Genomic DNA, 20,280 nt, shown 5'->3' with positions numbered 1-20,280 from the left:
CAGAAGCTGCTCTTGGCTTAGTCGGATAGAACCATCTTCGTCCACTGAGTAAGCTAGGTCACCTGATACCGGTGCATCATCAACAGCTGTTACGCTGACATCGATGTTGGCAGACACGGTATCCGTACCGTCAGACACATCAAAGCTGAAGTTTACGTCGCCGTTGAAGTTCTCGTTTGGTGCAAAGGTGTAAGTGCCATTACCGTTGTCGGTAAGAATACCGTCACCACCATCGTAAGTGACACCTTCAACAGTCAGGTTGTCGCCTTCAATGTCGGTAGCACCTGTTAGCAGGTCGGCATCAGTGAAGATAAGAGTGCCATCCTCTTCAACAGAGAATTGTTGGTCTTGAGGAACTGGTAGATCGTTAACTGGGTTAACTGTTAGGTCGGCAGACGCTTGAACCGTGTTAGTGCCGTCGGAGATATCAAAACTGATGTCGATATCGCCGTTAAAGTTCTCATCAGGTGTGATCGTGAAGCTGCCGTCATCGTTTTGAGTAACCGTCGCATCACCATCAACCGTTAGGCCGCTTGCGGTTAGGTCATCCCCCTCTACGTCAGAGGCTTGAGACAGAAGCTGCTCTTGGCTCAAGCGGATAGAACCATCTTCGTCCACTGAGTATGCTAGATCACCCGATACTGGCGCATCATCGACAGCTGTTACGCTAACATCGATGTTCGCAGAGACTGTGTCAGTGCCGTCTGAGACATCAAAGCTGAAGTTTACGTCACCATTGAAGTTCTCGTTGGGCGCAAAGGTGTAAGTACCATTACCGTTGTCAGTAAGAATACCGTCACCACCATCATAAGTGATCCCTTCAACAGTCAGGTCGTCCCCTTCAATATCTGTCGCGCCCGTAAGAAGATCTGCATCAGTGAAGATGAGTGTACCGTCTTCTTCAACAGAAAACTGTTGATCTTGAGGAACAGGTAGATCGTTAACTGGATTTACTGTTAGGTCAGCAGACGCTTGAACCGTATTCGTGCCATCGGAAATATCGAAGCTGATATCGATGTCACCATTGAAGTTCTCATCCGGTGTAATCGTGAAGCTGCCGTCATCGTTTTGTACAACTATCGCATCACCATCCACTGTTAGGCTGCTTGCGGTTAAGTCATCACCCTCTACGTCAGACGCTTGAGACAGAAGCTGCTCTTGGCTTAAGCGGATAGAGCCATCTTCATCCACTGAGTACGCGAGGTCGCCAGAGACTGGTGCATCATCAACTGCAGTAACGCTAACATCGATATTGGCAGATACTGTGTCGGTGCCGTCGGATACATCGAAGCTGAAGTTTACGTCACCATTGAAATTTTCATTAGGCGCGAAGGTGTAAGTGCCGTTACCGTTGTCGGTAAGGATACCGTCGCCACCATCGTAGGTAACACCTTCAACTGAAAGGTTATCGCCTTCAATGTCGGTAGCACCTGTTAGCAGGTCGGCATCAGTGAAGATAAGAGTGCCATCCTCTTCAACAGAGAACTGTTGATCTTGAGGAACAGGTAAATCATTAACCGGGTTAACCGTCAAATCAGCAGACGCTTGAACCGTGTTAGTGCCATCGGAGATATCAAAGCTGATATCGATGTCACCGTTAAAGTTCTCATCTGGCGTAATCGTGAAGCTGCCGTCATCGTTTTGGACAACTATCGCATCACCATCCACTGTTAGGCTGCTTGCGGTTAGGTCATCACCCTCTACATCAGAGGCTTGAGACAAAAGCTGCTCTTGGCTCAAGCGGATAGAACCATCTTCGTCTACTGAGTAAGCGAGATCACCTGATACTGGCGCATCATCCACCGCAGTAACGCTCACATCGATGTTGGCAGACACTGTGTCAGTGCCGTCTGAGACATCAAAGCTGAAGTTTACGTCACCATTGAAGTTCTCGTTGGGCGCAAAGGTGTAAGTACCATTACCGTTGTCAGTAAGAATACCGTCACCACCATCATAAGTGATCCCTTCAACAGTCAGGTCGTCCCCTTCAATATCCGTCGCACCGGCTAGCAAGTCTGCATCAGTGAAGACAAGTGTGCCATCTTCTTCGATTTCAAAAGATTTATCTTCCGGAACAGGCGCATCATTGATAGGGCGTACAGTTAGGTCGATTGAGCTACTGATCGTCTCTTGGCCATCACTAATGTCGAACGTTAGGTCAAGTTCACCGTTAAAGTCCGCAGAAGGGACAACCGTAAATGTGCCATCACCATTGTCTTGGACTGTCGCATCAGCGCCAACTTGAACGTTAGACGCAACAAGATCATCGCCATCAACATCACTTGCGTATTCGAGTAGTTGTTCTTGAGTGAATGTTATGGAGCCATCTTCGTCCATGATGTAGGCAAGATCTTGCTCAACCTCTGGAGCATCATTGACGCTTTCTACATTAACTTGGAATGTATTTGTCGTCGTTTCAGAATCGAAATCATCTTCGACTTGTGACGTTGTCTCATCGCTAGTGTCTTGAACATCCACCGCAAAGGTTTCTTCTGTCGTTTCAGAATCTAGATTATCACCGCCTTGTGAGCCCTCAGAATCTGCAGAAGCACTTGGCGCTGCTGAAGTCTGAACGGCTTGCCCTTGAGCTTCATTCCCTTCGGCATCCGCACCGCCTTCAGAGCCAGAAACATCACCGCCACCAACAGCTTGTGCCCCCGCACCTGAAGCTGCACCACCGCTTCCTGCCGCTTCTTCACCGGCACCGCCGCCAGAAGCCACACTGTCTACAACGTTTGATTGGGCAGCTTCCGAGCCGCTACCACTCTCTGTTGACTCTTCTTGTACCGCGCCGCCAGATGCTGATGCTTCCTCTTCTGTACCAGCACCACTTGGGTTGTCTTCCATCGCCTGATTCACTTCATCAGCAGCGTCAGTGTTTTCAGCACCCGTTGCTACTGTCGAAGCAATCGTATTTTGTTGATTTTGTTGGTTCTGCTGCTGGGAGGGCGTACCCGCGTCATTGGTATCCGTTTGTTCTACCGCATCATTTAGATCTTCGTTTTGGTTATTTTGATTATTTTCGCCTGCCATTACAGCCTCCGTTGCCAATAGCTAACTGATCGTGTTTAGAGGCATTAAAGGACACCATCGGAAAAAACCAAATTTTTATACAACATTTTTCATAAATTAATTTCTTTACGTAAAGAATGAAAAAAAATTTGAAAACCTACTTTAAAGATCCTTAGTTATTGTCATTAAAGCAATTAAGGCAGTGGAATGATGATAGACATGACGAATTTGTTACGTTCAATCGACAACAGCCACAAAGGCTTGCAATTGCTACTGGGTGACTTTTATCAGGACTTTTCAGATGCGGCCGTGAACATCGAAACGCTACATAAAGCCAACCGATTTGATGAACTCAATAATTACGCAAAAAAACTCAAAACAATCCTAACCCTGCTTTGCGATCAAGATTTACCACCGAAGCTAGCCAAGTTAGAGCATTTGAGTAACCACCACTTCCCTGCACCGGAAGAGCTGTTAAAGGACATACAAACTGAACTACACAACATTAATCGACAGATCAACCACTTGTTGGATATTGAAGGAGTAATAGGTGACAAGTCATCGAGGTAGATCATGAGCAACAATCAAATAGAGCATCACCTTAGAAAAGCTCTAGTATCAAACACCGAGGCGACCAAGGTGACAGCGGATGACACTATCGTACTGGCTAGTGCGATGACGAGTGTTCACAAAACCCTGCTGATCATCTTTTTGCTTGCGCTTGTTGCTATCACAGTCGCGTCTCAAGCTCGTATCGATATTGTTGTATCTGTACGAGGCGAACTGCTATTGGAATCGGATGTCGAGAAAGTTCAGCACTTAGAAGGCGGGATTTTAGAAGAACTATTGGTTAGAAAAGGTGACGTTGTTTACGAAGGTCAACCTATCGCTCGAATACGCTCTCTCGACCGAAATACGCAGCTCGATACCGTCAATACTGAAATTATCCAGTTAGAGCTCGATAAGATTCGCTACGAAAGTTTGCGTGACATGGTCGAGCCCGATTTTTCTAATTTCATCGATGATTACCCAGAACAAGTTCAGGTCAACATGAATACCTGGCAACAAGAGTTCTCTAAAAATCGTTCAAATGAAGAACTCATTACTCACGACATCAAACATAAAAATTCCTTGATAAGTTCGATGCTCAAGCGTCGTAAAAGCTCAGAGAACCAGCTCTCCCTAATTAGAAAACAACTTAACATCAAAAACACACTGTATAAGGAAGAGATGGCTTCATACGTAGACGTGCTGAATATGAAAGTACAAGAGTCGAATATGGTTCGTGAGATAGAGAACCTTGACGAGTCAGTGATGAATGAGCGCTTCCAGCTCGATAAACTCGAAAAGCAACATAGAGATTTGATAGAGAACAGAAATTCAGAGTATCAAGCACAGATCATTCAAGCGAACAAAGATTTGAAAATCAAACGCATTTCGCAACCTCAACATTCAGACAAAGTAGATCGTCTCATCGTCTATTCACCCGTTGATGGTGTGGTCGACAAACTGCATTTCAACTTTCGCTCAGCCGTTATACCACCAGGAGAAAGTATCGCAGACATCGCACCTATCAATAACTCCCTTCATGGTGAGGCTAAGATACCGCGTAAAGACATGGGGTTTGTTGAAATTGGGCAAGCCGTAAAGGTAAAAATGGATACTTACAACTTTGCTAAGTACGGTTTTGTCGAAGGAACTATCGCGTCAATCAGTCGTTCATCTTATGAAGAAGAGGATGCCGAATTCTATTTGGCGGAGATTGAAATTGACCGGAATTTCCTTGAGCGCGGAGGTACTCAATACAAGCTCTCCCCTTATATGGAATTTACTGCGGATGTTAAAACAGGTTCACGTCGTGTCATCGAATACGCTGCCAAACCTGTAATGTCAGCCATCGAAGATGCATTCGATGAGAGGTAGTAGATGAGCGGAAAGCCTTCCTACAATATTTCAGTACCCGCTCTGAGGCTTAGCATGCTATTTAGTGTGCTATTGGCTGCTCTCGCTCTTTATTTATACCTATCGTGGTCAAAAGCCGACTCGGTAGCGCAAGTTCAAAATGCACCATTGCTGATACAAGCTCAAGAACTCAATCACACGATTGAGCTAGACATTCAAACCTTACAAAACTGTTTAACAGCCAATAATTGCAATACTAGCGGCCTCAACTTTTCCACACTCAAAAGTGAAATTGATGAGTTCCGATCACTCGCTTCACTTAATAAAACTGAATTTAGCTTGGTCGGTGCGACTGAATATACTCAGCTTGAATTAGCGATCAATCGTTTTTCGGACAGTTTTAGAACTCGCAATGATGTCTTGGATTTATACCTTTCACTGACCAACAACTATCTGCTAATGGACGACAACTATCGCACTATGTTTAACAACCATGCGAGCGATCTGATGTCTGAGAAAAATCAGTTTTTCATGTGGTTATTCATGGTGGTTGTGATTCTAGCTGCTATTGCGTTGATATCTAACTCAATCGCCATACTGAAGCTTAAAAAATCAAACTCAAACGAAAGAAACATCGATGTTGAATTTGATGCTCTTCATCAAGAACTTAAACAGCTTGACTTACAAAGGCTTGAAGAGCTACTTAACGAAGTGAGTATTAACCCCAAGCAGCGTCAGATCTATTCACATCTAAAGTTGATCTTCAGTAAGCTCGAAGACCAGAAACGTAATAACGATCTGTACAAACAACTGTATGCTCTAATTGGATATGAGATACGTGGTATCACCAACACTATCAATGGTGGTGTCCAATATCTGGTACAAGAGACCGATGAGAGCGGTGTGTTAATGGCTAAAGACATTACATCGGCTTCCAATACCCTTTCCGAACTTGCAGAAAACTACAACCGTTTGATTTCTCAAGGAACAGAGAGTAAATCAAAAGAGTTCTCCTTATTAAGCGTATTGTCAGAGTTGATGATTCATATCAGCGCTAAAGTGCAGCGAAATGAAGGAGAGCTGGACTGCTTTATCTCGGACAACCTACCCAATCGCGTTGAAGGTCAATCCACCAGCTTATTCTGGATACTGTTCTTGCAGCTCTCAAATGCTATCCAGCTCAAGTCAAACAAAAAGCTATTTGTGACCATAGAATCGGGCGCGGCTTCTGACATGGAGAATACACGCCTCACTATCAACCTAAATTTCCTATCTACGCTTGATGTAGCTGTCGCCAAGCTGAACAAGCTTCATTGGAGCGATCACAAAGACCACAGTGCGAATACCGATGATTTAGCCAAAAGCGTTCTGAAAGACTACAGCTATTACGAGAGTCACTGGTTTCAATCTGGGGCTCAGGAACGTTTTCAGATTGAGTTAGACCTCAAAGCGAAAAACTTCCACACCGAGAAAACTCGTTTCGATGGTAAGCGTTTATTGCTGTGTGCTAATACCCAAGTCCGAATTGATGTAATGAAAAAGATGCTCGTTAACTTGGGGCTCGAGATCACGGAGATTCGCACCGCCAACGAACTGTTTTCTGCAGCAAAAACCTTTGGTGAATACGATGCCATTATGCTGACCGATACCTTTGAGTCTAATAAACTACCGTCATTAAGTAAGACGGTGAAATCGCAACTCAAGAATCATCCAAATACCAAACTACTGCTTTCCGTTGCCAATACACAACATGCGCAAGAGTGTCATAGTTTTGTCGACAAAATCATTAACTCACCTGCGATTCCGTATGAATTTATTCCAAATTTACTCACCATTATGGAAGCGGAAGCCTCTGAAGAGCAGATGGAGAACAGTTCATTCTTGATTGTGGAAGATGACCGAGTTCAGCAAATCTTGCTCAAACGAATTCTAACCAAACAAGAGTATGAACCAGACACTGTCGGCGATGGCGCTGATGCGGTGAAACACTTCATGAACAAACGCTCAGACATTATTTTCATGGATTGCATCATGCCCGGCATGGGCGGTATTGAAGCAACGAAACGCATTCGACAGTTTGAAAAAGAGAACGAGAAGAACCCTTGTACCATCATTGGTGCAACCGCATTGACCAGCAGTAACGAACATCAGGCTTGTATAGAAGCAGGAATGGATTACGTGATCAGTAAACCTTACAAAGGCGATGAAATCATTAAGGTGATCAACAAGTATGTGGCGGTACAGAAACTTAACTAGCAGCATCATCGCTGCACTCGCAATGAGCACGACACCTTCAGCATTGGCGACGACCTTGCTTGAAGCAGTGCAACTCGGCCTGCAAAACAGCCTCTCCCTTCGTGCCAGTGACAAAGGCGTCGAAGAGAACGAATACAATATCGGAATAAGCCGATCTAAGTTTCTTCCTTCATTAAATGGCGCGGCCGATACCACATGGAATGAAAATGAAACCTTACTGTCCGGCGTTCCCGACACTACCTCAAGCTACAACTCAAACAGCTACAGCGTTTCTCTTTCCCAGTCCATATTCAATCTAGGCGACATCTTCAAATATGGCACCGCCAAGCTCGACTTCAATATCGAAGAGATTAAGCATGAGAACAAAATTCAAAGCACAATTTCAGAGATCAGCTCTCAATACTTTGAATACCTCAAAAACAACGCACAGATAAAGGCGACCTTGGTCGAGCTTAAATCTTCTGAAACCCGCGAGCATCAAATGCGACGAAACGTAGAACTGGGGAATACCGCGGCCAGCGAGTTGTACGAAGTTATCGCTCAAAAGGAAGGCGTTGCGAACCGATTAAGAACACTGCAAAAAGACAGACGCGTGATTCTTAACGGCCTATCCATTCAAATTCAGTACCCTATCACGCCTTCACAAGACATCTATGAGAGCGTGCCGTTAAAAGAGATAAATGAAACCGAGCAACGCGAGATCATGGATCAAGCTCTGAAGCTCAATAACGATCTGCTGGTTGCCAAGAAAAACGTCGAGAGAAGTCGTCGAAGCTTGAAAGAGAGTGGTTCCAACTTCTTGCCTACCGTGTCGCTGTCAGCGAGCTATCGTCATGATGATGCGAATAACTTCGACAGAACCGATCCAACAGCAACGGGTGAGAGTAACTCCACGAGCGTTGGGTTAAATCTAGCCGTGCCACTCCTATCCGGAGGCTCTGATTACTATGGTTACAAGAAGTCATCCACAGCGGTAGAGAGAACAGAGCTGCTCTATCAAGACTCTCTGTACACCACTCGCGACAGCGTTAACACTTCAATACTCAACATCAACGACTTTTCGCAATCGATAAGTAGCTACGAAAATATCATTCGTGCTAACTACGCCTCTTACAAAGGCATCCAACGAGCCTATCAACTCGGTACTCGTACCATCACCGATCTTCTTGCCGCAGAGAGTAAGCTGTTCAGTGCGCTTCGAGACTACGAGAGCGCAAGATACGACTACATCATCGAAACCATCAATCTAGAACAGACCAAAGGCGTGCTTTCAATCCAGTCTATCGAGAGCATCATGCAATTGATGAGCGACATCGAAGGTAGAGACAATCAAGAGCTCGTGCCGAAACACCTTCTCTCGACGTCATCTTTGAGAAAAGGAGATCGCAATGCAAACTGAGCATTTTTCTCAAAAGATTAATATGGCAGATAAGTGTTATCTGACGTTTTCTACCATCATTTCGACGCTATTTGGGCTGGTCCTTCCCTTCTCTATTTTGATCATTTTCGACCGTGTGTTGCCAAACCAAGCGCAAGACACGCTCTTCTTACTGTTCGCGATCATCTTGATTTCCATCTTCCTCGATTACCATTTGAAAAATCAGGAAGAGAAGATCTCTTCTGTGATCATGAGGCACTTTGAGACCAATCTTACCAACAAAGTCTTCCAATCTATCTGCTTGGCGGAGATCTCTAAATTTCGACGTTTAGAGCCCGGCGAATATTTAGAGCGTATCGCGACCATTCCTGAGCTCAAAACCTTCTTTGGTGGTGAGTCGGTTCGCGCTCTTATTAACCTTGCCGTTAGTGTTATCACTATTCTCATCATCGGTCTCATCAACATCTGGGCAGGCATTACGCTTCTGATCGCCTCTGCGATATTGGCGATGTTCGCGTGGAGCCTTTCCAAACAGAAAATTGGCAGCCTGCAAAACAAGTCGGATATTGAAGGTTTAACTACCTCTAAAATCATTGAGATCATTTCAAGCCCGCTCGATATCAAAGCGCGAAATATGGAATACCGCGTCGAAAGTCTGATGACACAAATGGTTGAAGAGCGAGAAGTTGAGAACATCAAATATGAGCAGATTGAGTCAAACTTCAGCCTGATACTGGCGCTGATTCAACAACTCTCGATTGCTTGTGTCGTCGTGGTTTTAGCAACCGCCGTAATCAATATGGAATCAAGCCAAGGCATCATGGCAGCAATCATCATGCTCACTAACCGCTATTTTGCGCCTTACCAACAAGTGATGCGTACCGCGAGCCGTTGGGAATTAAACAAGCTCCACATTCAGCGTATTGCCGATCTGCTTGAGCTCGCTGCCTCTGTCGAACACCAACACGAAACGACGGAAGTAGAGCGTGTTTCCGTGAAGTATTCAGACAAACAACGTATTGAATTTGAACGTGGACAAGCATACCTACTGACGGGTAAAAGTGGTTCAGGTAAAACCCATCTAGCAAACTGCATTACTCGACAAAATAGCGACAGTAAACTGGATATTATGATCAACGATACGCCGCTCGAGGATTTGAACTACAACGTTTGGCGTAACAGTGTCTTAATGGTGGACAAAACCAGTTCGTTCGTCGAAGGCACCATCATAGATAACCTCACCTGCTTTCGCCCAAGCTTGAATAATACCGCGTTTGCGCTTTGTGAGACCATGAACATAAAGGCACAAATCGACGGGCTTCCTGCCGGGTTCTACACCGAGCTCAAGGGCCACATGCGCAACCCATTCTCACGCCAAGTTGGCTACGCTTTGTTGTTAGTCCGAGCCTTGCTTGCAAGTAAACGTGTATTGATATTTGATGACATTGATTGTGTCTATGATGATGACTTTGCACGGGTCGTGCTCACCAGTACCGCTTACCGAGCTAACGATAAGATCCTCATCATCGCCAGTAATAAAATGGACAAGCTTAATCACCGCCTCAAACGAGTGAAACTGACAGGAGGTGACCAATGAGCATCTTAGTTGACTTCAACAATGTTCCTCAACGAGTCATGGATTTTGAAGCGAGCGGGTATGACGAGCGCTACAGTCAATCTCCCTTGATTCGAGGTCTGGCCTACACCCTGATAGCACTTGAATGGGAAGGTACACCCGCTATCTTGAGTGATGCTTTCATTCCTAAGCCAAAAGACGGCGATAGCTTTACCGCAACCATAGAGCGCCTTGGTTATCGCTGCGATGTCACTAAACTAAAAACGCTCGAGAACATCGATAAGCACCCTCACCCGTGCTTTATTGAAATCGAAAACCTAAGCGCGATCTTTTTGGGTACCAAAGATGGCAAGTTGCTCTTGTTTGATTACACCAATAACAACACCATTGAGTACCCAATGTGTAACAAGCCCTGCTTGCTGATTTCAATCAGTGAGTATTCGCGACTGTTCCGAGAACCGCCTCCAGAATCACAAGATCGAAGCAACTGGATCAAGTACGCGTTTTATCGCTACAACAACGAACTCAAGAGTTTGATTATTCTCAGTTTCGTGATCAGCATTTTAGGCGCGTTGCAGCCCTTCTTTATCATGAGTGTTTATAACTTCGCCCTCACCTCAAGCTCGGAGGCAACCCTCTATTGGCTCACCTTGTTCGCGGTGATAGTAGGCTTCTCTGAATACTTCTTCAAAAAGATGCGGGTCAACATCATTGCGACCTCCGGTAAGGATCTCGCGGTGCATATTTCACAAGCTGTGATATCCAAGCTTCTCTGGCTGCCTTATGCGATGACATCGACTGCGGGTGTGTCTTCTCAATTGGCGCGTTTAAAAGATATTGATACGTTCCGTCGATTGGTGACCGCAGAGTCAACCTTGAGCTACTTCGACATGCCATTTGTGATCGTGTTTATTATCGCCATTGCCCTGATGTCTGGTACAGCAGCGCTTGTGGTAATGGGCGGTCTTATCTTGATGTTGGTGTTCTGTGTTTACTCGCGCTATATCTACTCCCAAGCGACATCGAAAAGCTCGCGAGCCAATGCCATGGTGTCTTACCAATGGAACGAAATCCTCCGCGGGATAAAAACCATCCAAGGTTTGCCGTTGCTTCGCGTAGTTCAATCTCGCTTTAGCGCTTCTCATCTGCAAAGTACCAGCGATGCAGAAAATGTTGCTGTCACAAACAGTAAAGTGCAAGCGGCCGGTGGTAGCTTAATTCAAGTGATTGGTACTGCGAGTATCGTCACCGCCGTTGTGGGCGTGATGGAAGGTACTTCTGATGCAGGTGCGATGCTCGCCACTGTTATACTGGTTTGGAAGGCGCTTGGCCCTATCATGGGTATCTACAACTCTATTTCTAAATTCCAATCAATCAAAGCCTCATCGGCACAGATCAATAATTTGATGTCGATGAATGATGACAAGCTAACTCTCGAAAAAAGCCCTCCGATTCGCCTATTTCAAGGCAGTATCGTCGGCAGCGGTGTCAGTCACAGATACACAGGGGCAGCAACGGGTTTAACCAACTTGGGCTTTAAAATCCCCCCAGCCGCCAAAGTCGTGGTTTGTGGTCCAACTGGCTGCGGCAAAACGACACTGATTTCGATCATTGCTGGGTTGGAAGACCGTTATCAGGGCGCGGTGTCGGTCGATGGTTACAACATTAAGCAGTTCAACAGCTATCGTTACCGCACCTCGATCAACTACATCCCGTTTAATCTGCACATTTTTGAAGGCTCTTTAGAGACCAACTTCATCCTGCACAATGGACTTATCCCTACAGAAAAGATGCAGGAAATGATCAGCTTCTTTGAGCTCGATGAATGGCTACCAGACGGTTTGGCGACACAACTCAGCGTCGACAAATGTAAGAACCTACCTAACGGAATCCAACAGAAGTTGCGTTTGGCACTGGGTTTGGGGAATTGTGAACAACCGCTCATCATCATTGATGAGCCGTTTAATGGTGCTGAGCAAGAAAACTCTCAATATTTCAACCGCCTGTTTAGCGATAAATTGCTAAACAAAACCGTGATTTTCTCAACCAATGATCCTAATTTGATCGCCACATCAAACATGAGCTTAGTTCTTGAGCCAGACGGAAATCTAAAATATTTTGGCTTAACAGACAAATACTTAAACAGCTTGAGCTAACTTTAGAGTCATTATTCGAAGCTCATCCGTTTGATAACCAAATATAATTGACAAATTCATCACAGAGCATGATGATTCGGACTAAAACAACGCATAACAAGGAAGTAAATGTATACATTCGTTGCAGACAAACTTGATATCGCGTACACGAGCGCTATTCCTGAAAATCATCAATTTCGGGAGTACGATGTACCCGAAGAAGAGATGGAACTTCGAGAGATCATCGAACTCTGGTACGAGTGTTCCTTTCTGCCCGCTTTTAATCTTCAGAAGATTGATATCGCTAACAAAGCCGAATTGACCCTCATTCAAAAACACGTCTTGAGTAACGACACAGAGACGGTTGCGTTTCTTCTCAAAAGCAAAGTCTATCGTGCTGCACTAAATCGTATCTTGGGAGTGTGGTCATTAGAACCATCAGCGAAATGTGTTCTTGAGCAGTTGTTGCTTGAAGTAAGCCACGGCCAAACTCACTAAGACCATCATTCAATTAGCCATAATCCAACCATTCTCAATCTCTTAAAGACAAAAAAGAGCGACGCCAAATGGGTCGCTCTTTCGTTTTTCAATGTGTTATATCAGTAGTACATAGCTGTTAAACAGGTCATGCTTACAACTTCGTCCATGCATCATCCCAATACAAGCTATCACCCGGTGCATAAGAAGGACTCGCACACCACGCTGTGTATGGCCAAGGCTTACATTCATAAACGCCATTATCAGCGCCTACTACGCGATCGCCTGCTTCGTAAGATGTCCCAGCGACATAATCTGGGTAATCACCCGGTGGAGGTGTTACTGCCTCATCTGTCACAGCAAAGCCTTGCTCAAACACAACCGATTCACCATCTTCAGCGATACCATTCGTCGATAGCTTGAAAGTACCCGCCTCAATATCGTTCAATACAATGCGCTGTGAAGATTGACCATTCACTTGTGATTGAGTCTGTTCTATTACTCGATCCGCTGCGTTACGCACTGTGGTCGTTACATCTAACGCTTCATTGCTGCTTAGTTGCAGCTCAATAACCACTTGACCACTATCGAGCGTATAAGATGAAGCGAGTCCTGTTACAGATAAGCTTGGATCGACATCTGGGTCTGGTGTTTCGCCGCCACATGATGAATCTGATACCTTGCTCCAGACACCCCACTCACCTGTCGTTCCCGGCTCTTCACCACGCGTCCACCAACCCGCTTGCCATGTTTGGTTTTCATGAGAGACTTTATCCCCCTCAACATACACAGTGCCTGCATCCCAAGCGTTCGCACAAGTGCTGCCATCAGTAACCGTAATCACTCGCTGTGCTTGCACAGTTTGTAGCGCACTGTCTGTTACTCGATAGGTTAATGTGTAATCGCCAAGCTTGTCTGAATCAACTGAACCTAAAACTTCAATCGCTTGAGTTAGGTCACCATCTTCAGGGTCGCTGGCAGACACACCCGCACGAGGATCGAATGATTTGCCAACCAGAATACTGGTATTCACGACACCTTCAAAAACAGGTTTCTGACTGTATACCTCTATCGTACGGACTTGCGTTGTTTCATTGCCATCACTATCTGCCACCTTATACGTCAATGCGTAAGTGCCAATTGCTGAAGTGTCAACGTAACCCTCTACAACTATGGATGACGTTAAATCGCCATCTTCCTCGTCATGTGCTGTCACGCCCGCTAACTCATCAAAGTCGCCTCGGTGTAATACTCGTGCGTTTTCTATCCCTTTTAAGACGGGTTCGCCATCATTACCCGGTGGTGGCGTCACTTGACCATGAATAAACGGGCCATAATCTTTAATGAACTGCTCGTTGTACTCTTGCCCTTGGGCGTTTGTGCCCATATCCCAGTTCACCGACCAAGTCATAACGCCACGCAAAGGCTGCCCCTGTTCAGTCAAGCGATCAAACGCTGTGTAGAGATCCTGTGGCTCTTGCACATACCCTGTGGCTGCCGCATCAATGCTAGACGGAATACCAAATACCAGCTTGTCGTGAGGAATTTTGTGGAAGCCGCGTGTGCCGTTACTCAGCGAGTCAGCGATGTAGTAGATGAACTCTTCTTTCAGTTCATCGTTGTTCTGGGCAATCCAGCCTACGCCTTCCACCCAAATACCATCCCCGCCTTGGTTATAGAACTGAGGGTTAATCCAGTCGTAATAGCCTTTAAGGTTGTCGATATAAGGAACATACTTACCGCCCGATGTTAGATATGGGAACTCAGGAGCCATAGTAATTAGGAAGTTTTTGCCTTGCTCTCGGTAATGGTCTTTTACCAATTTCAATGCATCTGGAATCACGGTTTGGTTGTTTTCCGCAGTCACTGCCGCCTGCTCTAAATCGATATCTAGGCCATCAAACCCGTATTTCTCGGTCAGGCGAATAATCTCATCAGCAAAGGCTCGCTCATCACCCGTCTTAAGTTCAACGTGTGCATCTGCGCCACCTAAAGCAAGTAACACTGAGCGACCTTGGCGGTTAAGTTCCGAAATCTGATCAATAAACTGCTGCTCTGAAAGGCCAATAGTGGGATCTAACTTAAAAGTTGGGATACGGCCATCAGCAAGGTCATACACCTTCATGAAGGAAACATTTACAATGTTGTACATCGGGTTGACCTCATCTAAGGTCACACACGGCGCATTGCCACCTTTGTAGCCCGATCCATCACACCAGTTGTGCCAATAACCCACAACCACGCCAGCATTCGGGTTAGTCATTGGGGTGCTGCTCGCGCTAGCCGCATTGGATAACGCAACCATACCGAAAGAAATTGCGAGTTGTAGTGCCGTTCGTTTCATCATAAACATCATTTCCTCGTTGAATAGCTGTTCTTATAACAGTGCCTAACAATGATTTTATGCATGAATAAAAAACGACTAATAATGTAATTTTTATAAAACAGATATCATTTATATAAGTTGTGATTTTAAGTCACAGATAGAAAAAAAATATAATCTTAGTTTTGACTATTCAAAATTATTAACCCTTCAATTTTCGACTAATTAAATAAGATTCAAATATAAACATCACAAATTCAATTAATTAAAAATATAACACCGTTAGCTAATGTAAAATGAAGACTGTCGCTAACTCCTACCTCACTTTGAATCAATAATCACTTGATTGCATACCTAAACATTATCACCTAGTAAGCAAGATAACACCTATAACCAGCAATGCACTGTACAATTAACCATCAAATAAAGAGACACTAATTCGGAGTATGTAAAGTCGTAAACTAAAAATATGAATAACAATTCACAAAGTTATGGTTTCATTCACAGTATTGATGTTTCAACTTGTTTCTATGGATATTGATTTTATAAATTGAGACACATATCCAAGTCGAACAGTAACTGTTGCTTATTCTATGATCATGAAGTACCAAAGCATTGCCAAAACGTCACTCCATTTTATCGCTTCCTTTTGTTGCGCTATGGCTCTGCTGCTCCCAATTACCCCCTTTCACTATAAGAATGTGAGTGAGAAGTCGGTAGAGCTTGCAGAAACCAAATTAAATGACATAAAGGCGAAGTTTGACTCTTTTCTAACAACGCAAAACGCTAGCCTTCCGTGTAAGGCCTTTGTTCGAGATCTGAGACAAACGGTATTTCACACTGACTGGGTCAAAGAAGCTGCTATATATAATCATCGTGATTACTTTTACTGCTCGACGACAGAAGGCGATGTTTGGTTTCCTCTATATCAAACCATCAGTAATCGAATTGAAAGCGACCCCAACCACACAACTCTTTCATACACAAACTCAGCGATATCTCAATCCAAAGCCATCATGCTGATCTTCAAAGATCAGCAAAGCCAAGAAGGTGTCAGCCTGTTGATTCCTCCTCATTACATTTCTGATATCGTTGAAGGGCAATTATCACAGTATGGATTAGAGTCGAAGGTCGAGGTCATACACCGTGATATATCAACGCCAGAGCCCGTCTCCTTCATCAAAGCTCTGAAAATTGAGTCTGATGCTTATCCCTTAACCGTCATCTCATATGCTGGCTACCGTTACTACATCAACTTCTTACTTACCTACTCTTGGTTCGGTTTTCTCTGTGCGGGTGTCGCAACCATTGTCGCTTTGAATATAAAACATAAAAATCAGGGACGAAGAAGCCTCGAATACTCCTTATCTAACGCTCTTAAAAACAAACACCTGCACGTTCACCTACAGCCCATTGTTGACCAGCGTACGACACGAATCGTCGGTTGTGAGTCGTTATTAAGATGGAATGACCCAGTAGAAGGCAATGTATCCCCCGCGATATTCATTCCATTGGCTGAAAGCCTAGGCCTGATTGGCGAGCTCACTTACTTTGTCTTAGATGAAGTCTTAGAAATCTTACAGTGGAACCCTGAGCTATTCGAAAATAGGTACATCAGCGTCAATATCAGCCGCAATGTCTTATCAAATGAAGATTTCTCAAGCAGAGTTCTTCAAATCTACAAGAAGCACCCAGAGCTGCTAAAGAAGGTTACGTTCGAAGTAACCGAAGATGGAGAGTGTTTAGAAAGAGACATGCTCAAAATCAAAGAGAACTTAGCCGAACTAGCAAGTGTTGGGGTACAAACGGCCATCGATGATTTTGGTACGGGCTACGCAGGCTTAGACTTTGTGCGTCAGTTCCCTTTTAACATCGTCAAAATTGACAGAGTCTTTGTTAAGAATATCTTAGATGAAACCAGCCTAGGCATACCACTGTTGGTCTCGATGCTACAACTTGCCGAAACTCTAGGTATGGAAGTCATCGTAGAGGGTGTAGAGAATGAATCACAGCTCTCTACCCTTGCAGCATTGGGCGTGAACTACATTCAAGGCTTTTACTTTTATAAGCCGATGCCGAAGAAACTGGCTATAGAGATATTGAAGCATCAGGAGCAAATCAACGCCAAAGATTTACAGCTAATACCAACACTATGAGGTTTGGCTCAATACGAGCCTTACAGTTAAACCACAGATACAAAAAAGCCCGCACATGTGCGGGCTTTTTGCCATACGAAGTATGAAAAATTTGGTGGGTCCGGGCGAACTCGAATCGCCGACCCCTACCATGTCAAGGTAGTACTCTAACCAACTGAGCTACGGACCCAAATTTTGTGTTCTTTGCTTTAATTATGTCTCGTGTGACCAAAGCGGTTGTTCTGACAAGGAACAACTTAAGGTATGGTGGGTCCGGGCGAACTCGAATCGCCGACCCCTACCATGTCAAGGTAGTACTCTAACCAACTGAGCTACGGACCCATTCCTTAAGAACGAGAAAGATATTAACGACAGAGCTGATGGCGTGCAAGCACAAATTTACCTTAAATCAACTGTTTGCTCTATATATCAACAAAGCGTTGTTTTTTTGGTCTCAGCAATCGACATTTGTTGAGATAGGTCACACCCGCTTTAGTATCTCTTACTCTTCGTCTGCTTCAAAAACAACATTGTAGTTTTCTGTGTAGGTACAATTTGGCTGGCGACTACACGTAAAGAATCGTCTTCCCTTGTGTTCACCCTGGCTGGCCAGTTTAATAATCATCGGAGAGCCACACTTCTTACAAAAGCGAACTTCTTTAGATGGCTCAATCAAGTCAATATGCGCGGCAAGCAACCTTTTTAAACGACTAACTTGGTAACTGTGTTTAACAGAAGCACCTATCAGCGGCAGTCCTGCTGACTTACACACATGAATCAGCAACTTCTCTCGGTCGACTTTGCCTTTATTAAGTTCTTGTCCGTTATCGAGCTCAATGATAACTCTAGGCTCTAACGTTCTTGGGTCACAAACTACAAAATCAAAATAACTGCGCGCGATCTTATTGTTCGCGATAAACCAGTTCTTCTTCGAATTAGACTTCGCCGGTGCGATTACACTCGTCATACTTACTTTAGCGAATACAGCACCATGATGTCCCACGGCAGACTTGAGTGCATTATAGAAAGCCGCTTGCTGCATATTGAGCAGTGCACCTTTCTTTTGATAAGCATGATCTTTCGTATCGTCATGCTTAACCACATATTTTTGTATGAAGTAGAAGAAAACAACCAGAAGAATTACAACAATAAAGATGTTCGTCATTTTGCCATTGCTTAACTAAAAACTAGAACCGTTAGCGTATGTATAAATGCGCTTATAGGCAAGAAAAAGCAGTGGCTAGGTGCCCTTCACACCCGCCTCACCCGTACGTTCAACAAGTCACAACTGCAATACATCACGCTTTTTGAGCATTTATCGTACACAAAACCAAACAATTATTGATTTAGATCAATTTGGCAACATATGTGATCAACTAGCATAAAAATCGTTAACCAAATGTTAAGGGCGACAATATGGAACTGAAACAAGACCCAAGATGTTATACCGATGTATGTGTTGATGGAAAATGGTTCCATTATGATCACTGCAGTACACGTGCTTACATGTTGAAAGGAGGTGCTTCTGCCGTCTATGAACTTGAAAAAGAACCATCTACTGAAACGGAGCTTGTTGAATTACTGCAAGGCATTGCTAAATAATTTTTGATTCCCCTTTTGAGCACTGACTAGCAAATCAACAACATTCATGTTTGAACTCTTAGTGACAGCAAACCCTACTTCCCCAAGTGAGGTTTGCTGTCTTTTGAATGATTTGTCCATAACATACTTGCCCCTCAATTATCTTGCATCGAACTCTGCATATTCGTCTTCTTTAATCACAAAAGTGTTAACAGGCCATTAAACAGTATTGCAAACTGATTGTAAGCATGCCTATATTAACAGTACTTCAATCTGTTTACTTTGAGCCCTGTGACTACCAAAAGCATTCCCATCCAAGTTCGGCAAAGTGCCTATAAAGCGGCGTTTAACAGCTACCCATTTATCGCGTTAAACCATGCTATCGTCGGTATTGTTTGTTACATCTTGTCTCAGGTAGTTTTCGACTCTTCGATTCGAGCATTGGTTTGGCTTAGCATCTTGCTCATAACACTCGCGTGCCGCTACGGCTACATTCGATACTTGCACAACAACCTATCGTCAATCGTGCACTGCGACAAAACCTATTGGATCTATGCGATAACAAGTGGCGCTTTAGGTGTTGTCTGGTCAGCGGGTTCAATATTGGCCATGAATACTGGTTACCCAAATATAGAGCTGCCAATCGTACTGATCGCCTCTGGTCTTGCCTTTGGTGGTGTTATATATCACATCAATTTTCGCGGCGCCTTCCATTGCTATTTCTGGTCTCTAATGGGACCTATCGCTGTTTATTTAATTTGGGTTAAGGGATATACCCTCGCTGGTGCAACTATTATTGCAACGGGAATTGTCTATCTTTGCTTTTATATAGCGAAACTGCACAAACGTTCACTGCAATGGCTATTAGAAGATGCAGAAAGGGAACGATTGATCACCGATTTATCCCGCGCTAACGAACGTATTCAAAAAATGTCAGAAACGGATGCTCTTACTGGCCTTAATAATCGAACTTACTTCAACAACACTATTCCAAACATATGGCAAACTGCATTGGAAAATAGACAAAGCCTCAGTGTTGTCTTGATCGACATCGACTTCTTCAAGCCCTACAACGACAACTACGGTCACGTCGCTGGCGATGAAGGCCTAAAACAAGTCGCACAGACGATAAAATCTGTCACTCCACCTACTGCGGAAACAATGGTGGCTCGTGTTGGAGGGGAAGAGTTTATAGCGATTATCCCGCAAGGTAACCTGGAGTCGAATGACGTGCAGTCGGTGAATCCGGAGTCGGTAGCTAAGTACGCTGAAGCACTGCGAGAAGCTGTTGAGGCAATGAAACTTCCTCACGACTTTTCAGGGTGCAGCCAATGGATAACGATAAGCCTTGGTATTGCAACGGCGAAGCCAAATAAAGATAGCAAACCGATTGAGTTGATTGATCGCGCAGATCAAGCGCTATATAAAGCAAAATCAAGAGGTCGAAATAATGTTGTAACAGAGGTGGATGAAATCAGCTCAAATTTATAGAAAGAAATTAAATA

General features: G+C 44.4%; 13 protein-coding genes and 2 tRNA genes. 10 read left to right on the top strand and 5 right to left on the bottom strand.

Annotation, left to right across the window (positions count from 1 at the left end; translation table 11 throughout):
- Positions 1–3,033, bottom strand: a 3,033-nt coding sequence (locus KI655_RS17605) for a cadherin-like domain-containing protein (protein ID WP_285407551.1), incomplete at its 3' end; no start/stop codon positions are given.
- A 186-nt stretch (positions 3,034–3,219) separates the two neighbouring features.
- Here KI655_RS17605 and KI655_RS17600 point away from each other — a divergent pair.
- The 7 genes from KI655_RS17600 to KI655_RS17570 all read left to right on the top strand — a co-directional run bounded on the left by KI655_RS17600 (position 3,220) and on the right by KI655_RS17570 (position 12,757).
- Positions 3,220–3,582 carry a hypothetical protein gene (locus KI655_RS17600; RefSeq protein WP_285407550.1) on the top strand — a complete coding sequence of 121 codons (363 nt, stop codon included), beginning with the start codon at positions 3,220–3,222 and terminating at the stop codon, positions 3,580–3,582.
- 3 nt (positions 3,583–3,585) lie between these two features.
- Complete coding sequence (locus KI655_RS17595; protein WP_285407548.1) at positions 3,586–4,935, top strand: HlyD family type I secretion periplasmic adaptor subunit; 1,350 nt, start codon at positions 3,586–3,588, stop codon at positions 4,933–4,935.
- A 3-nt stretch (positions 4,936–4,938) separates the two neighbouring features.
- The gene (locus KI655_RS17590) at positions 4,939–7,170 is read left to right on the top strand and encodes a response regulator (RefSeq protein ID WP_285407547.1); all 2,232 of its coding nucleotides are present in this window, start codon (positions 4,939–4,941) and stop codon (positions 7,168–7,170) included.
- A complete protein-coding gene (locus tag KI655_RS17585; protein ID WP_285407546.1) occupies positions 7,145–8,569 on the top strand; it encodes a TolC family protein in 1,425 nt (474 codons plus the stop codon). The genes KI655_RS17590 and KI655_RS17585 overlap by 26 nt, the downstream gene beginning before the upstream one ends.
- Complete coding sequence (locus KI655_RS17580) at positions 8,559–10,145, top strand: ABC transporter transmembrane domain-containing protein (RefSeq protein ID WP_285407544.1); 1,587 nt, start codon at positions 8,559–8,561, stop codon at positions 10,143–10,145. The genes KI655_RS17585 and KI655_RS17580 overlap by 11 nt, the downstream gene beginning before the upstream one ends.
- Positions 10,142–12,280: an ATP-binding cassette domain-containing protein gene (locus KI655_RS17575; RefSeq protein WP_285407542.1), complete on the top strand. Its 2,139-nt coding sequence runs from the start codon at positions 10,142–10,144 to the stop codon at positions 12,278–12,280. Before KI655_RS17580 ends, KI655_RS17575 begins: the two co-directional genes overlap by 4 nt.
- A 108-nt stretch (positions 12,281–12,388) precedes the next feature.
- Positions 12,389–12,757 carry a hypothetical protein gene (locus KI655_RS17570; RefSeq protein WP_285407541.1) on the top strand — a complete coding sequence of 123 codons (369 nt, stop codon included), beginning with the start codon at positions 12,389–12,391 and terminating at the stop codon, positions 12,755–12,757.
- A gap of 133 nt (positions 12,758–12,890) precedes the next feature.
- Here the strand turns inward: KI655_RS17570 and KI655_RS17565 are convergent, their stop codons facing one another.
- On the bottom strand, positions 12,891–15,083 hold the full coding sequence (locus KI655_RS17565; RefSeq protein ID WP_285407539.1) for an immunoglobulin-like domain-containing protein: 2,193 nt from the start codon (positions 15,081–15,083) through the stop codon (positions 12,891–12,893).
- Between the two features lie 569 nt (positions 15,084–15,652).
- Here KI655_RS17565 and KI655_RS17560 point away from each other — a divergent pair.
- Positions 15,653–17,215, top strand: a complete 1,563-nt coding sequence (locus KI655_RS17560; protein WP_285407538.1) for an EAL domain-containing protein — start codon at positions 15,653–15,655, stop codon at positions 17,213–17,215.
- A 92-nt stretch (positions 17,216–17,307) separates the two neighbouring features.
- Here the strand turns inward: KI655_RS17560 and KI655_RS17555 are convergent.
- The 3 genes from KI655_RS17555 to KI655_RS17545 form a co-directional block, all read right to left on the bottom strand.
- Positions 17,308–17,384: transfer RNA gene (locus KI655_RS17555), tRNA-Val, on the bottom strand.
- A gap of 75 nt (positions 17,385–17,459) precedes the next feature.
- Positions 17,460–17,536: transfer RNA gene (locus KI655_RS17550), tRNA-Val, on the bottom strand.
- Positions 17,537–17,696: 160 nt separating this feature from the next.
- Entirely contained in the window at positions 17,697–18,359 is a 663-nt protein-coding gene (locus KI655_RS17545; RefSeq protein WP_285407537.1) for a DUF2726 domain-containing protein, read from the bottom strand.
- A gap of 251 nt (positions 18,360–18,610) precedes the next feature.
- On the opposite strand from KI655_RS17545, the gene KI655_RS17540 reads away from it, so the two are divergent.
- Both KI655_RS17540 and KI655_RS17535 read left to right on the top strand, forming a co-directional pair.
- Positions 18,611–18,796 carry a hypothetical protein gene (locus KI655_RS17540; RefSeq protein ID WP_285407536.1) on the top strand — a complete coding sequence of 62 codons (186 nt, stop codon included), beginning with the start codon at positions 18,611–18,613 and terminating at the stop codon, positions 18,794–18,796.
- Positions 18,797–19,066: 270 nt separating this feature from the next.
- Positions 19,067–20,266 (top strand): GGDEF domain-containing protein, encoded by a 1,200-nt coding sequence (locus KI655_RS17535; RefSeq protein ID WP_285407534.1) that lies wholly within the window; start codon positions 19,067–19,069, stop codon positions 20,264–20,266.
- Positions 20,267–20,280 lie beyond the last annotated feature (14 nt).

It is taken from the genome of Vibrio sp. D404a (assembly GCF_030248535.1).
Classification (GTDB): domain Bacteria; phylum Pseudomonadota; class Gammaproteobacteria; order Enterobacterales; family Vibrionaceae; genus Vibrio.
This window is presented reverse-complemented; position numbering and strand designations above follow the sequence as displayed.

What these genes read in the sequence shown, in the direction of transcription:
- KI655_RS17600 (WP_285407550.1), top strand. Translation starts at nt 3,220, where the DNA reads ATGATGATAGACATGACGAATTTGTTACGTTCAATCGACAACAGCCAC.
- KI655_RS17595 (WP_285407548.1), top strand. Translation starts at nt 3,586, where the DNA reads ATGAGCAACAATCAAATAGAGCATCACCTTAGAAAAGCTCTAGTATCA.
- KI655_RS17590 (WP_285407547.1), top strand. Translation starts at nt 4,939, where the DNA reads ATGAGCGGAAAGCCTTCCTACAATATTTCAGTACCCGCTCTGAGGCTT.
- KI655_RS17585 (WP_285407546.1), top strand. Translation starts at nt 7,145, where the DNA reads ATGTGGCGGTACAGAAACTTAACTAGCAGCATCATCGCTGCACTCGCA.
- KI655_RS17580 (WP_285407544.1), top strand. Translation starts at nt 8,559, where the DNA reads ATGCAAACTGAGCATTTTTCTCAAAAGATTAATATGGCAGATAAGTGT.
- KI655_RS17575 (WP_285407542.1), top strand. Translation starts at nt 10,142, where the DNA reads ATGAGCATCTTAGTTGACTTCAACAATGTTCCTCAACGAGTCATGGAT.
- KI655_RS17570 (WP_285407541.1), top strand. Translation starts at nt 12,389, where the DNA reads ATGTATACATTCGTTGCAGACAAACTTGATATCGCGTACACGAGCGCT.
- KI655_RS17565 (WP_285407539.1), bottom strand. Translation starts at nt 15,083, where the DNA reads ATGATGAAACGAACGGCACTACAACTCGCAATTTCTTTCGGTATGGTT.
- KI655_RS17560 (WP_285407538.1), top strand. Translation starts at nt 15,653, where the DNA reads ATGATCATGAAGTACCAAAGCATTGCCAAAACGTCACTCCATTTTATC.
- KI655_RS17545 (WP_285407537.1), bottom strand. Translation starts at nt 18,359, where the DNA reads ATGACGAACATCTTTATTGTTGTAATTCTTCTGGTTGTTTTCTTCTAC.
- KI655_RS17540 (WP_285407536.1), top strand. Translation starts at nt 18,611, where the DNA reads ATGGAACTGAAACAAGACCCAAGATGTTATACCGATGTATGTGTTGAT.